We start from the raw sequence: 15232 nt of genomic DNA on the forward strand, positions 1-15232 counted from the left end.
TGATCCGCCCATCTCAAATACATTGGCGGATGCACCTCATGGAACAGTCATTCAAACCTTTGCGCTTCCCCCTGGCGATCCTGGCCGTGGTGGTGATGAGCGCGTGCGGCAAGACCCCGGAACAAGCGGCCGCCATGCCGGCGGCCAAAGTCAGCGTGGCCAAGGTGCTGGAACAACCGGTCAACGAGTGGGACGAATTCACCGGCCGTCTTGAAGCGCCGGAAACCGTACAGATTCGTCCACGGGTCTCTGGCCAGATTGACCAAGTCGCTTTCACCGAAGGCGCTTTGGTCAAGAAAGGCGACCTGCTGTTCCAGATCGACCCGCGTCCGTTCCAGGCTGAAGTGCGCCGCCTTGAAGCCCAGCTCGCTCAAACCAAAGCCGCCGCCACCCGCAGCGACAACGAAGCCCAGCGTGGCGAACGCCTGCGCCAGAGCAATGCGATCTCCGCCGAACTGGCCGACTCGCGCACCACCGCCGCCCAGGAAGCCCGCGCCGCCGTCGCCGGGATCCAGGCGCAGTTGGACCTGGCCAAGCTGAACCTGAGCTTCACGCGCGTGACCGCGCCGATCAGTGGCCGCGTCAGCCGTGCCGAAATCACTGCCGGCAACCTGGTGACCGCCGATACCACCGCACTGACCAGCGTGGTCTCCACCGACAAGGTCTACGCCTACTTCGACGCCGATGAGCGCGTGTTCCTCAAATACACCGAACTGGCTCGCCAGGGCCGTCGTGGCGCCACTACGCCAGTGTACCTGGGCCTGTCCAACGAAACCGGCAACCCGCACCTGGGCCAGATGAACTTCGTCGACAACCAGGTCAACCCGGCCACCGGCACCATCCGTGGTCGTGCGGTGTTCGATAACAGCAAGGGCGAATACACCCCTGGCTTGTATGCGCGCCTGAAGCTGGTGGGCAGCGGCACCTACTCCGCTGTGCTGATCAACGACGAAGCCGTGGGCACCGACCTGGGCAAGAAGTTCGTGCTGGTGATGGAAGGCGACAAGCCGGCCTATCGCTCGGTGGAACTGGGGCCGAAGATCGAAGGTTTGCGCATCGTGCGCAGCGGCCTGAACAAGGACGACACCATTATCGTCAAGGGCCTGCAGCGCGTGCGTCCGGGCTCGCCGGTCGCACCGGAAACCATTCCGATGGCCAGCAAGGAAACCCTCGCCGCCTTGGCCCAACAACGACAAGCGCTTGAAGCCAGCAACCTGGAACAAGTGGCGCCGGAAAAACCCGCGCCCAAACTGGCCAGTGTCGCGACTCCACGCGGTTAAGGGATACGACTCAAGATGAATTTTTCCAAGTTCTTCATTTCGCGGCCGATCTTCGCAGCGGTGCTTTCGCTGTTGATCCTGATCGCCGGCGCGATCTCGCTGTTCCAATTACCGATCAGCGAATACCCGGAAGTAGTGCCGCCGACCGTGGTGGTGCGCGCCAACTTCCCGGGCGCCAACCCCAAGGTCATCGGTGAGACCGTGGCGGCCCCGCTTGAGCAGGCCATCACCGGTGTCGAGAACATGCTGTACATGTCCTCGCAGTCGACCGCCGACGGCAAGCTGACCCTGACCATCACCTTCGCCCTGGGCACCGACCTGGACAACGCGCAGGTGCAGGTGCAAAACCGTGTGACGCGTACGCAGCCAAAACTGCCGGAGGAAGTGACGCGCATCGGTATCACCGTGGACAAGGCCTCTCCCGACCTGACCATGGTGGTGCACTTGACCTCCCCGGATCAGCGTTACGACATGCTCTACCTGTCCAACTACGCCCTGCTCAACATCAAGGATGAGTTGGCGCGCCTGGGCGGCGTGGGTGATGTGCAGCTGTTCGGCATGGGCGACTACTCCCTGCGCGTCTGGCTGGACCCGAACAAGACGGCTTCACGCAACCTGACCGCCACCGATGTGGTGACAGCCATCCGTGAGCAGAACCGTCAAGTGGCCGCTGGCGCCCTCGGTGCGCCGCCTGCGCCGAATGCTACCGCCTTCCAGTTGTCGGTGAACACCCAGGGCCGTCTGGTCACTGAGGAAGAGTTCGAGAACATCATCATTCGTTCCGGCGATAACGGTGAAATCACGCGTCTCAAAGACATCGCACGGGTCGAACTGGGTTCCAGCCAATATGCCCTGCGTTCGTTGCTCAACAACCAGCCGGCAGTGGCGATCCCGATCTTCCAACGTCCGGGATCCAACGCCATCGAGATTTCCAACGAAGTGCGCAGCAAGATGGCGGAGCTGAAAAAGAGCTTCCCGCAAGGCATGGACTTCAGCATCGTCTATGACCCGACCATCTTCGTGCGCGGCTCCATCGAAGCGGTGGTGCATACGCTGTTCGAAGCGCTGATCCTGGTGGTGCTGGTGGTGATTCTGTTCCTGCAGACCTGGCGCGCTTCGATCATCCCATTGGTGGCGGTGCCGGTATCGTTGATCGGTACGTTTGCGGTGATGCACCTGTTCGGCTTCTCGCTCAACGCGTTGTCATTGTTCGGGCTGGTATTGGCCATCGGTATCGTGGTGGACGATGCCATCGTTGTGGTGGAGAACGTCGAGCGCAACATCGAGCTGGGCCTGGAACCGTTCCCGGCGACTGAAAAAGCCATGAGCGAAGTGACCGGCCCTATCATCGCCACCGCGCTGGTGCTGTGCGCGGTGTTCATTCCAGCGGCGTTTATCAGCGGCTTGACCGGCCAGTTCTACAAGCAGTTTGCCTTGACCATCGCGATCTCCACGGTGATCTCCGCGTTCAACTCGCTGACCTTGTCCCCTGCCCTGGCCGCCGTGTTGCTGCGCAGCCATGACGCGCCGAAGGATCGCTTCTCCAAGGTGCTCGACAAGATTTTCGGCGGCTGGTTGTTCCGTCCGTTCAACCGCTTCTTCGAGAAGGCCAGCCACGGTTACGTCGGCACCGTACGCCGAGTGATTCGCGGCAGCGGCATCGCCCTGTTCCTGTACGCAGGCCTGATGGTGCTGACCTGGTTCGGCTTTGCCCATACCCCGACCGGTTTCGTACCGGCCCAGGACAAGCAATACCTGGTGGCCTTCGCCCAGCTGCCCGACGCCGCGAGCCTGGACCGTACCGAAGACGTGATCAAGCGCATGTCCGAAATCGCCTTGAAGCAACCGGGCGTGGACAGTGCGGTGGCCTTCCCTGGCCTGTCGATCAACGGTTTCACCAACAGCCCGAACAGCGGCATCGTGTTCGTGACCTTGAAACCGTTCGACGAGCGTAAAGACCCGAGCATGTCGGCCGGTGCGATTGCCGGCGCCTTGAACGGCCAGTACAGCAACATCCAGGAAGCCTACATGGCGATCTTCCCACCGCCGCCGGTACAGGGCCTGGGCACCATCGGCGGGTTCCGCCTGCAGATCGAGGACCGTGGCAACCTGGGTTACGACGAGCTGTACAAGGAAACCCAGAACATCATTGCCAAGAGCCATAACGTGCCGGAGTTGTTCGGCCTGTTCACCAGCTACACGGTCAACGTGCCTCAGGTCGATGCCGCCATCGACCGGGAAAAGGCCAAGACCCACGGCGTGGCGATCAGCGACATCTTCGACACCCTGCAGATCTACCTGGGTTCGCTGTATGCCAACGACTTCAACCGCTTTGGCCGCACCTACCAGGTCAACGTGCAGGCAGAACAGCAGTTCCGCCTGGATGAAGACCAGATCGGCCAGCTGAAAGTGCGCAACAACAAGGGCGAAATGATCCCGTTGGCGACCTTTATCAAGGTCAGCGACACCTCGGGACCGGACCGTGTGATGCACTACAACGGTTTTATCACCGCTGAAATCAACGGCAACGCCGCACCGGGCTACAGCTCCGGCCAGGCCCAGGCCGCGATCGAAAAACTGTTGAAGGATGAACTGCCCAACGGCATGACCTACGAGTGGACCGACCTGACCTATCAGCAAATCCTCTCGGGCAATACCGCGCTGTTCGTGTTCCCGCTCTGCGTGCTGCTGGCGTTCCTGGTACTGGCCGCCCAATACGAAAGCTGGAGCCTGCCACTGGCCGTGATCCTGATCGTGCCGATGACGCTGCTGTCGGCGATTACCGGGGTGATCATCTCCGGCGGCGACAACAACATCTTTACCCAGATCGGCCTGATCGTACTGGTGGGCCTGGCCTGCAAGAACGCGATCCTGATCGTCGAGTTCGCCAAGGACAAACAGCAGGAAGGCCTCGACCCGCTCGCCGCGGTACTGGAAGCCTGCCGCCTGCGTCTGCGGCCGATTCTGATGACCTCGTTCGCGTTCATCATGGGCGTGGTACCCCTGGTGTTCTCCAGCGGTGCCGGTGCCGAGATGCGCCATGCCATGGGTGTGGCGGTGTTCTCCGGGATGATCGGTGTGACCTTCTTCGGTCTGTTGCTGACGCCAGTGTTCTACGTACTGATCCGTCGCTATGTGGAGCGCCAGGAAGCGCGCAAAGCGGCCAAGGCCTTGAAGCTGGAGACACAGCAATGAGTGTGAACGTCTTTTTGCCGAGCTTGCTGGTACTGGCGTTGAGCGCCTGTGCCGTGGGCCCGGACTACAAAACCCAGACCCCGGAAGCGGCGAACATCACCGCCGCCGCCGATGCCAAGCAGTATGACCATGCCAAGTTCGAAGGCATCTGGTGGCAACAGTTCGACGACCCGACCCTGAACCAGTTGGTCACTCAGTCGCTGCAAGGCAACCGTGATCTGCGCGTCGCCTTTGCCCGCCTGCGGGCGGCACGGGCGATCCGCGATGACGCCAGCAATGACGCCATGCCGACCATCACCAGCCGCGTCAGCAGTGACCAGGGCAAGGGCCAGGTCCCGGGGCAAACCTCTCGCCGGATCAAGACCGAGCGCTACGACCTCGGCCTGGACATGGCTTGGGAGCTGGACCTGTTCGGCCGCATCCAGCGCAACCTGGAAGCCACCGACGCCGACCAGCAAGCCGCCGAGGCTGACTTGTACCAGCTGCAAGTCACGATGATTGCCGAACTGGTGGACGCCTACGGTCAACTGCGCGGCGCGCAACTGCGTGAACGCATCGCCCTGGACAACCTGAAGAACCAGCAGGAGTCGCGCACCATCACCGTCAGCCTGCGCGATGCCGGGGTGGGCGACCAGCTCGACGTGGAACGCGCCGACGCACGCCTGGCGGCGGTAGAAGCCAGCGTGCCGCAACTACAAGCCGAACAGGTGCGCGAGCGCAACCGCATCGCCACCCTCCTCGGCCAGCGCCCCGACAAGCTGAGCGTGGACCTGAGCCCGAAAGACCTGCCGGCGATTGCCAAGGCGTTGCCGATCGGCGATCCAGGACAACTGCTGCAACGGCGCCCGGACATCCTCAGCGCCGAGCGCAAACTGGCCGCCGCCACCGCGCGCATCGGCGTGGCCAAGGCCGACCTGTTCCCACGGGTCAGCCTCAGCGGCTTCCTCGGCTTTACCGCCGGGCGTGGTTCGCAGATCGGCTCGGCCGCGGCGAATGCCTGGTCCCTGGGCCCGAGCATCACCTGGGCCGCGTTTGACCTGGGCAGCGTGCGCGCGCGTCTGCGTGGCGCCGACGCCGAAGCTGATGGCGCGTTGGCCACCTACGAGCAACAAGTGCTGCTGGCGCTGGAAGAATCGGAAAATGCCTTCAGTGATTACGGTAAACGCCAACAGCGCCTGGTCTCGTTGATCCGTCAGAGTGAGTCCAGCCGCGCCGCCGCCGACCTCGCCGCGATCCGCTACCGCGAAGGCACCGTGGACTTCCTGGTCCTGCTCGACGCCCAGCGCGAACGCCTGGCCGCCGAAGACACCCAGGCCCAGGCCGAAGTCGACCTGTATCGCGGGATTGTGGCGATCTACAAGGCGCTGGGCGGCGGATGGCAGCCGGATACGGTCGTCGCGACGGCCAAGTAACGTAAAGAGCTCCTTTGGTTGGTCGCATCCAGCCAATTTTTAGCCCCGTGATCGATTCGGTCATGGGGCTTTTTTTGTTTGAAATATCCTAAAAAATTGAAAACAAGACCCTTACGTCCTACGTAGCCTCATTAAGAATCAAACTCCGATAATGCCCCGGATTTGACCCGCTCCACTTACGAAACGCTTTATAAAACGAACTGGTATCAGCAAACCCCAATCGCTCGGCTATCTCGGCAAAACTGATCTGCGGCTCTGCCAGCCACACGATAGCCAACTCCTTGCGCACGCTGTCCTTCAACCCCTGATAGGTCTGCCCTTCTTCCGCCAGGCGGCGGCGCAAAGTCGAAGCGGAAATACAGTGAACCGCCGCCAGGCCCTCGGTTTCCGGCCAGGTATCGGGCGGCATCTGACGCAGGTCGTGCTTGATACGCATGGCCAGGCTGTCGGGATCGCGGTATTTGACCAGGATGTTGGCCGGCGCCTGGGCAAGGAAGCGCTTGAGTTCTTCCGGGCTGCGCTTGATCGGCAGGTCGAGGCACTCAGCGGAAAAAATCATGCGCGTACGGGGTCGGTCAAAGCGCAGGTTGTCTGAAAACATCACCCGATAATCATCACAAAAATCCGGCGGCGGGCAGCGCAACTCGATGGCCAGGATCGGGATGCGCCGCCCGGCCAACCAGCAGGCGACGCCGTGCACGATCATCCAGTAGGTGAAATAGGTAAAGGCGCGATTGGGCTCGACATCGGGTTCCAGCAACACAATTTCCGCAAGGCTCTGTTGGCGCACCAGTTGCGCCGGCAGGTGTTCCAGCATCAGCGAGAGGAAGCCCAAGCCGGTTTCCAGGCCGGCCGCCAGGCTCGGTTGCGCGATGGCCGCCCGGCAGAGAAACGCCAGGCTGCCGGACTTGAGCCTGCGCGGGTCCATGCCGAAAAACTCATCATCGCAACGCCGCGCCAGCAAGCGCCACAGGCGTGCATAGGCAGCCGCCGGCACGCGGGCGGCAGGCTGTTGCAGCAGCGCCGGGTCGATCCCGACTTTGCTCAGGGCCTCGGCGGTGGCCGCCCCCGGCACGCAGCTCTGCAACAAGGCTTCGCGCACCAGGTGGATGGAGATGGTGTCTTTTTCCGACATGGGCAGTGGGGCAATCCGCTCGTGCATAAGGTGGCGTGCATCATAAGGGCGGTTGCGCTTTGCCACCACCGTTCAGCCGCCGTTCAGCAAAAGTCAATATTTCACGTTTAGCAATGAGTATCATTATGTTACAACTTAGCACCCTATCTAATGACCCTGCGGTGCTGAATGCTCGTCCCTTTTCTGATCATGCTGCGCGAAGGCATTGAAGCAGCCTTGATCGTTGGCATCATTGCCAGCTACCTGCAACAGACCGGCCGCGGCCAGTGGATGCCCGCCGTGTGGATTGGGGTGTTCCTCGCCGCTGCGCTCGCCCTGCTGGTGGGCGGCGGCCTGGAACTGGTCAGCGCCGAGTTCCCGCAGAAACAACAGGAGCTGTTCGAAGGCGTGGTCGGGCTGGTCGCCGTGGGTATCCTCAGTTCAATGGTGTTCTGGATGCGCAAGGTCGCGCGCTCGATCAAGCATTCACTGCACGCCTCCCTCGATCAGGCGCTGGCCGGGTCCAGGCACCAGGTCATCGCACTGATCCTGATGGTGTTTTTCGCCGTGGCCCGCGAAGGCCTCGAAACCGTGTTTTTCCTGCTGGCGGTGTTTCAGCAGAGCGAAGGCCCCGGCGCACCGCTGGGCGCCCTGCTCGGCCTGGTGTTGGCGATTGTGGTGGGCTTTTTGATCTACACCGGCAGCATGCGTTTGAACCTGGGTGCATTCTTCCGTTGGACCGGCCTGTTTATCCTGGTGGTCGCGGCCGGCATCCTCGCCAACTCGGTGCAGGCCCTGCACGAAGCCGGGGTGTGGAACCACCTGCAAAGCGTGCTGTTCGATTTCAGCGCCGTATTGCCAATGGACAGCCCATTGGGCTCGGTGCTGGCCGGCATGTTCGGCTATCAGGAAGCACCGACCGTCAGCACGCTGGGTGCCTACCTGATTTACCTGGTGGTGGCGCTGGTGATGTTCTTCCTGCCCGCGACGCCGGCCAAGCCAGCCGCTGCCCCTTCTTCCGCTTCCAGCCAGTAAGGACCGTCTCTTGTCCAACCCAACGCCTCAACCTGCCCCGCCATCCCGCGCCTTGCGCTGGGCGGTGGCCGGCTCGGTGGTCGTGATGATCGCCGCCGGCGGCCTGTTCTACTATGCATCGCAACTGGCCGCCGCCAAGCGCCAGGCCAACAGCAATGAAATCGCGGTGACCATCCATGGCCACGCCTGTGAACCCAATGCGCTGACAGTGCCTGCCGGACGCGCGAGCTTTCGCATCATCAACCGCTCCGAACGGGCGGTGGAATGGGAAATTCTCGATGGTGTGCTGGTGGTCGAAGAACGCGAAAACATCGCCCCCGGCCTGAGCCAGGTGATCAATGCCAACCTGTTGCCGGGCGACTATGCGATCACCTGCGGCCTGCTGAGCAACCCGCGTGGCACCTTGCATGTGACCCCCACGGCGGCATCCGATGCCCAGGCCAAGGCCAAGCCGTCGATGGTGGCGTTTATCGGCCCGCTGTCGGAATTTCGTGTGTACTTGAGCAGCCAGGGCATTGCGCTGGTCAAGGCCACGACCGCTCTGCAACAGGCGATCGAGGCCGGTGACCTGGCCCAGGCCCAGGCGCTGTATTTGCCGGCCCGCGCGGCCTACCAGCGCCTGGCCCCGGCAGCCCAACGCCTGGCGGAACTGGACAATGCCATCAACGCGCGCGCCGATTACTTTGAAAAACGCGAGCAGGACCCGGCCTTCAGCGGCTTCCATCGCCTCGAATACAGCCTGTTCCAGCAACGCAGCCTCGATGGCCTTACACCGCTTGCGCAGCGCCTGGTGACGGATGTCACCACCCTCAGACAGCAACTGCTGGCCCAGTCCCTGCCACCGGAACAACTGGTGAGCATCGTGGTGCGCAACCTCAACAGCCTGGCCGATGCACGCGCCCTCAGCGGTGAAGAAGAACGTTACAGCCACATCGACCTGAACGGTTTCGCCGCCAACCTGGAGGCCGCCCACAAGGTGGTGGAGCTGATGCGCCCGCTGCTGACCAAATCCGGCGCGCAGCTGTTGCCGAAAATCGACAGTGCCCTTGCCGCGTTCGATGCCGAACTCGCAGGCTTTAAGGTCGATAACACTTACAGCACGTACGACAGCGTTACCGTCGATCAGCGCAAGCAGATCGCCGACAAGGCCAAGGCTCTGGCCGTTGCACTCGATGGAATCGACCCCGCCCTTGGCCTTTCCGGCCTGCAGTGAAGACGACCGCACAAATGAGTGATACCCGACAGTTTGATGCACAACGCCGCCGTGTCCTGCTGGGCATGGCCGCCACCGGCGCAGCGATTGCCGGCAGCAGCCTGGCCTGCCCGGCCATGGCCGCCGCCGAGCAAGTCACCACGGCTCCGCGCAGCGACAAGACCCAGGACCACCACGACTTTTTTGGCCCGCACCAGAGCGGCATCGTCACCCCGCGTCCGGCCTGCGGCATGGTCGTGGCGTTCGACGTACTGGCCAGCGACCGCGAAGACCTGGAGCGCCTGTTCCGCACCCTGAACGAACGCATCAGTTTCCTGATGACCGGCGGCCCCGTGGCGCAGGTCGACCCGAAACTGCCGCCTACCGATTCCGGAATCCTCGGCCCGGTGGTCACACCGGACAACCTCACGATCACGGTATCCGTCGGCGAGTCGCTGTTCGATGAGCGCTTCGGCCTCGGCGCCGTCAAACCCAAGCGCCTGAGCCGCATGGTCGGCTTTCCCAACGATGCGCTGGAACCGGCGCAGTGCCATGGCGACTTGAGCCTGCAGTTCAGCTCCAATACCCCGGACACCAATATCCACGCCTTGCGCGACATCGTGAAAAACCTGCCCGACCTGCTGCTGGTGCGCTGGAAGCAGGAAGGCAGCGTGCCGCCCCAGGCGCCCGCCAAGCCCGGCACGCCTGCGCAGAGCGCGCGTAACTTCCTGGGTTTTCGTGACGGTTCGGCCAACCCCGACTCCAACGACGACAAGGCGATGAACCAGATTGTCTGGGTACAGCCCGGCAGCGACGAGCCCACCTGGGCGGCCCATGGCAGCTATCAGGCAGTGCGCATCATCCGCAACTTCGTCGAACGCTGGGACCGCACGCCCCTGCAAGAACAGGAAAGCATCATCGGTCGGGTCAAGACCACCGGCGCGCCCATGGACGGCCAAATGGAAAGCCAGGTGCCCGACTACAGCAAGGACCCGCACGGCAAATTGACCAAGCTCGATGCGCATATCCGCCTGGCCAACCCGCGTACTCCGCAGACCCAGGCCAACCTGATCCTGCGTCGGCCGTTCAACTACTCCAACGGCGTCAACAAAAACGGTCAATTGGACATGGGGCTGCTGTTCATCTGCTACCAGGCTGACCTGGAGAAAGGCTTTATCAGCGTGCAAACCCGGCTCAACGGCGAACCACTGGAGGAATACCTCAAGCCGGTCGGCGGCGGGTACTTCTTCACCTTGCCGGGGGTCACCGGCCCTAAAGATTACCTGGGACGCACGCTGCTCGCGGCTTCGCACCCCCAAACCACTGCCAATACCTGAAACCAACCCCCACAGCGGAAACCGTCCCATGAAGAAGTCGACTCTCGCGTTGTCGTTGTTAATGACCCTCTCGCCCCTGGCCGCCTTCGCCGCCACGACGGCGCCGCTGGACCTGGTAGGCCCGGTATCGGACTATAAGATCTACGTCACCGAACAAATCGATGAGCTGGTGACCCAGACCCAGGCATTCACCGACGCCATCAACAAAGGCGACCTGGCCACGGCCAAGAAGCTCTATGCCCCGACCCGCGTGCACTATGAATCCATCGAGCCGATCGCCGAACTGTTCAGCGACCTCGACGCGTCCATTGACTCGCGTGTCGACGACCATGAAAAAGGCGTGACCGCCGAGGACTTCACCGGTTTCCATCGCATCGAATACGCGCTGTTCTCGCAGAACTCGACCAAGGGCCTGGAGACACTGACCGCCAAGCTCAACACCGACGTCAGCGACCTCAAGAACCGCGTCGACGGCCTGACCTTCCCGCCGGAGAAAGTCGTGGGCGGTGCCGCCGCCCTGCTCGAAGAAGTCGCCGCCACCAAGATCTCCGGCGAAGAAGACCGCTACAGCCACACCGACCTGTATGACTTCCAGGGCAACATCGACGGCGCGAAGAAAATCGTCGACCTGTTCCGGGGCCAGATCGCGCAGCAAGACAAGGCATTCCTGACCAAGGTCGACAAGAACTTCGCCAGCGTCGACAAGGTCCTGGCCAAGTACAAGACCCAGGACGGCGGCTTCGAGACCTACGACAAGGTCAAGGAAAACGACCGCAAGGCGCTGGTGGGGCCGGTCAACACCTTGGCTGAAGACTTATCGACATTGCGTGGCAAGCTGGGTTTGAACTGATACACCCCCTCAGGTAACGCGGCAGAGGTCGGCCGGCCCTGGCCACCTCTGCCTCCGGGGCTCAGGCAACCGGCATGGCCGAAGGTTTAAAGTCATGCAAGGGTGTGCCGAACGGTACGCCTTTTTCAGGATCGGTCGCATACCAATGCTCACCGACCTGAATGGCATGAATGACGACCCCTTGTGAGGTTCCGGCTGTACCGGTTTGCACAGGCGTTGACGCGCGACTCCAACCTCCGGCCAGCCAGTAAGCCCTCAGTTTTTCCTCGACGGTGACCAAATGCGGAGCCGCCTTGCCCAGCCTGGAGACGCCGCCGGCCAACAAAGTGATTTTGAACAGGCCTTTGAGCCCGGCATCGACCAGTTGTGCATAACCGTCCGCCGGGTTCATGGCCGCGCTGGTGAACAACACCGATTCCTTGATGAAGTTAAACGCCCGGTCACCGAAACGGGCCACCGGTTTTGACCAGGCGATTTTGGGCGTGACGGGCGCCACGGTGCTTCCCAACCTGCGCACGATGCCGATGACCGGGTTGGGGGTCAGCCCCTTGCCTGCGCGCAACAGCGACCGCACTCGACCGCCGGCCCCCAGGGCCAGTCCTCCCACATCCAACGCAAGGTTGAATAAACCACTGCCGATGTTGCCGTTCGTAAAATCCTGGTACGCCCCCACAAATGGCACGAGCCCCGTCAGAATCGCTTTTTCACGTGCTAGCACTTCACGCCGCCGCTCCAGCGGTAATGTGCCTTTGGCCCTGGCAAGCATTCCATCGGCGGACTCATAGAAATTATCCTGGGCAATACGCGTCGCAATCTGGTTGATCTTCGGCGAAGCGAAGCTGTTGGGCACCTCAGTACTCAGCGAGTCACCCGTCGCCGGCGCTTCACCGGGGATCGGCGCACCGAGTGCTTCGATGATCACCTTAGACGTGGTATCGGCGCGCGGCACGCTACCGTTTGCATAAGCGTCAAAGTCCACGGCCAGAGGAAACCCACCTGTAAAGGCGACCACGTAGGCACCCTGCAGACCCAAGGGGTTAGGCTTGCCGGCAAGCACGTCGCCCAGCCTCAGTGTTTTGGGAAGGTCGGTACGCTTGACGATTTTCCCATTGGCAAACACTTCGTAATAACGCACGGTGGCGCCGTGTTGAACACGCATCAACGTACCTTGCAGGCCTTTGGCCGCGGCCCGATGCGCCGCCGTTTCTTCGACCGGTGGCAGGCCCGTTTCCGCGCGCAAGGTAAACAGCCTGACCTGGCCTTTTTCCAGGAACTGGCGATCGGCCAAAGGGAGTTCGGCAAACATAAGCTTGAGTTGAGTGCCATAGGCTTTCTGCAACCGTTGGCGGTGCTCGTTGACCGCCGTCTGTACGAGGCTGTCGAGGTCGGGCAGCCGTCGAATACGTGCATCCAGTTCGGCACGTTTGTCCGCTGGCGCTGGGACACCCTGATGGATCTGAAAGGGCGTCGATCTGGGCTGCACCAAGCTCTGCGGCATGTCGTCGGCAAGTACCCATTTGCCGGGTATCAGGTCGCCGGTCATGTACGTTTCTATCAGGGAGCGTGTACGCGGCTCGGAAATGGGCAGGTTGCGACGAGCGTCAACGTCGGCAATCAAGACCTTCATTTTTTCAAGCTGGTCGGGCGTAACGTCTGGGAAAACCTTGAGCAATTGTTCGCTGGCCAGGGACCGACGCATGGGCAGATCAATCAGCGTGTTTACGGCTTCATTGACCTCGCTGCGCTGCTTGAAGAACGCTTCGCTGGCGGTCTTGACCGCCGATGGGGGGTGTTGACCATCCACGGCTGCGGGAACGACACCGTTGAGCACCGCCCAATCAAGCAACACCTTGAGCGCTTCCAGCTGAACCAGGGTAGCCTGGCCCTCACTGGTGGGCGCCAGCGTTGTCAATTCACTGACCTGCTCCTCGCTCATCCTGCGGGAGGTCCCAGGCGCCGTGCGCTCCGCCATCGCCGCCCCGAGGCGCAGTTCCATCCAGGCGGGCGTGCCTATGTGGATCGACTGAGGCACATCCCGCACCAGAAACTCGGGAGCCGCCTGTGCAAAGCCGATATGGGCCGCCAGTGCTGCCATCTTAGGGTCCAGACCGTGGTGATCTTGCAGGTGCTTCTCTACCTCGCCGCGTACCGCGCTGAAGGGGCGCCCCATATTGGCGGGTTGGTACAGGTTGTAGTCGGCGATATGGCCCGGCTTGGCCGGTGCGTTCGGATCGGCACGCAACTTGAGCGCGGCAATCACCAATTGTTGTCGCACGGGCTTGGACAATGGCGTGCCCTGCCATTTCAACAGTCGCGCCAGTTGCTCGCCCAGTGTCAGCGCCTCTTGGCTGTCGAGCAGCTTCTGCAGGTGTTCACTCGGGTGCTGTTGCAGCGCCTGTACACTCTGTTGATCGAGATAGCCCAGACCTCGCGGGCTTGCGCCCTTCCAGTTGTCGTCGAGCCAAGCCTTGAGGAGGGTTTTGTCCTCTGGTGTCAATTGACCGGGTGACCACTCATCGTCCATAAGACCGCTGTAATTTCCAAGGGCCGGAGCCGGCGGTAAAGCGGTGCGCAGCCACTGCACTGCATTGCGCGTCTCGCCAGCGGTTCGGGGCGAGCCGAGGCCCTTGTGATCAAGAAGCTGGCGGATGTCGTAATAAGGCTGCGAATACACGGCATTTCCACGGGTTTGGCTCAGGCTGACCAACGCGCTCAAATCACGGCCCAGGGCCGTCACCTGCGTGACGTAGCTCGTCACGTCGACCCACTCGCCTTCGCTGGTCCGGTGCTCGAGTTTCCCTTCGCAAATCCGAAACGGCTGGCCGGGCCAAAGCAGCTCTTTGCTTTTGAGCAACGCTTGCAGGTCAGGCGATTGGCTGAAGGCCTGAAGACGCTCGCGAAGGGGCTGATCATCCGCTGCCAACGACGAGTCGACCGACAGTGACGCCTGCTGCTGCGACAAATCGACAGGCGTATCGTCAGGCAGGTCCTTGAATTGACCTTGCAGGTATTCGGCCAGGTAGGCGCGCTCATCCAGATCACCAATGGTTTGTCGAACACGCACCACGCCGCTGCTTATTCGCTGATACGGCTCGGGCGACATCACCAGCCCCGAAGTGCGCAGTTGTGTAATGATCTGCGCGCGCTCATCTGTTTCGGCTGGTAACGGCATGCCAAACGCCTGCATTACCAATGAATGAGGCACCCAGTCTTCATCACCGGCCAGGTAATCGACGCCCTTGTCCGCCGGGTCCAGCAGATCCCTGATCGCACGCAGTTTCACACTGGCCTGCCACCAACCGGAGCCGTCCGAGGTATTGAATGTGACGGCCGTGCGCACACCGTTACGGTTGACGTAACCGCTCACGGTGTCCTTGCGAAACGTCAGGGTATCGGTCTCCAACCCCTTGCTGGTGAACCACGCCTGTAATTCAGGGTGGGCCAGAACTTGTCGATAGACAGCCAACGCCGGGGCCAGGGAGGTACCCGGCGGCACTTGCACTACGGAATACCCGTCTTGCATCGAGTTGAGCAGACGCTCTCCGAGAAGCTTGTCGGCAGCCCTGCGATCCGGGTTGGCCACTTGCGCCGAAGACAGGGTCCAGCGGTGTGCGGGCGCCAGTGGTGATATATCCCCGGATTCTCGTCGTGTGCGTCGTGCAGAAGCAGACGCCAAAGGCGGTTGAGGCGTCGTCAACTGGCCGGCGACCATGGCGTCCGAGGGATAAGCATGAGGGATGGGCGTAGCGGGCGAAGCGGTAACAGGCATTATCGACATGAACGTTGCTCTTTCGGATTGACCCATGAAGGATTAACC

The 15232-nt window shown here is 61.9% G+C and carries 9 protein-coding genes; 7 read left to right on the top strand and 2 right to left on the bottom strand.

Annotated elements, in window-relative coordinates; all coding sequences use genetic code 11:
- Window positions 1-38: 38 nt before the first annotated feature.
- Genes mexE through V6M90_RS13310 form a run of 3 tightly spaced genes read left to right on the top strand, consistent with a single transcriptional unit; the run spans window position 39 to window position 5887 of the window.
- Window positions 39-1280 (top strand): multidrug efflux RND transporter periplasmic adaptor subunit MexE, encoded by a 1242-nt coding sequence (mexE, locus tag V6M90_RS13300; protein WP_078733419.1) that lies wholly within the window; start codon window positions 39-41, stop codon window positions 1278-1280.
- 15 nt (window positions 1281-1295) lie between these two features.
- Window positions 1296-4475: an efflux RND transporter permease subunit gene (locus V6M90_RS13305; RefSeq protein ID WP_078733393.1), complete on the top strand. Its 3180-nt coding sequence runs from the start codon at window positions 1296-1298 to the stop codon at window positions 4473-4475.
- Window positions 4472-5887 (top strand): efflux transporter outer membrane subunit, encoded by a 1416-nt coding sequence (locus V6M90_RS13310; protein WP_141063935.1) that lies wholly within the window; start codon window positions 4472-4474, stop codon window positions 5885-5887. Before V6M90_RS13305 ends, V6M90_RS13310 begins: the two co-directional genes overlap by 4 nt.
- Window positions 5888-6005: 118 nt before the next feature.
- On the opposite strand, the gene V6M90_RS13315 is transcribed toward V6M90_RS13310, so the two are convergent.
- Window positions 6006-7022 (bottom strand): AraC family transcriptional regulator, encoded by a 1017-nt coding sequence (locus tag V6M90_RS13315; protein ID WP_332846649.1) that lies wholly within the window; start codon window positions 7020-7022, stop codon window positions 6006-6008.
- Between the two features lie 168 nt (window positions 7023-7190).
- On the opposite strand from V6M90_RS13315, the gene efeU reads away from it, so the two are divergent.
- From efeU to efeO (V6M90_RS13335), 4 genes are read left to right on the top strand one after another with little or no spacing between them, the layout of a single operon-like run.
- The gene (gene efeU, locus V6M90_RS13320) at window positions 7191-8036 is read left to right on the top strand and encodes an iron uptake transporter permease EfeU (RefSeq protein WP_078824855.1); all 846 of its coding nucleotides are present in this window, start codon (window positions 7191-7193) and stop codon (window positions 8034-8036) included.
- A 10-nt stretch (window positions 8037-8046) separates the two neighbouring features.
- A complete protein-coding gene (gene efeO, locus V6M90_RS13325) occupies window positions 8047-9249 on the top strand; it encodes an iron uptake system protein EfeO (protein ID WP_332846650.1) in 1203 nt (400 codons plus the stop codon).
- A 14-nt stretch (window positions 9250-9263) separates the two neighbouring features.
- Window positions 9264-10565, top strand: a complete 1302-nt coding sequence (efeB, locus tag V6M90_RS13330; RefSeq protein WP_332846651.1) for an iron uptake transporter deferrochelatase/peroxidase subunit — start codon at window positions 9264-9266, stop codon at window positions 10563-10565.
- Between the two features lie 28 nt (window positions 10566-10593).
- Window positions 10594-11415, top strand: coding sequence for an iron uptake system protein EfeO (gene efeO, locus V6M90_RS13335; RefSeq protein WP_003174229.1), 822 nt, complete (start codon window positions 10594-10596; stop codon window positions 11413-11415).
- Window positions 11416-11476: 61 nt separating this feature from the next.
- Here the strand turns inward: efeO (V6M90_RS13335) and V6M90_RS13340 are convergent, their stop codons facing one another.
- Entirely contained in the window at window positions 11477-15193 is a 3717-nt protein-coding gene (locus V6M90_RS13340) for a hypothetical protein (RefSeq protein WP_332846652.1), read from the bottom strand.
- Window positions 15194-15232 lie beyond the last annotated feature (39 nt).

It is taken from the genome of Pseudomonas lactucae (genome assembly GCF_036688725.1).
GTDB lineage: Bacteria > Pseudomonadota > Gammaproteobacteria > Pseudomonadales > Pseudomonadaceae > Aquipseudomonas > Aquipseudomonas lactucae.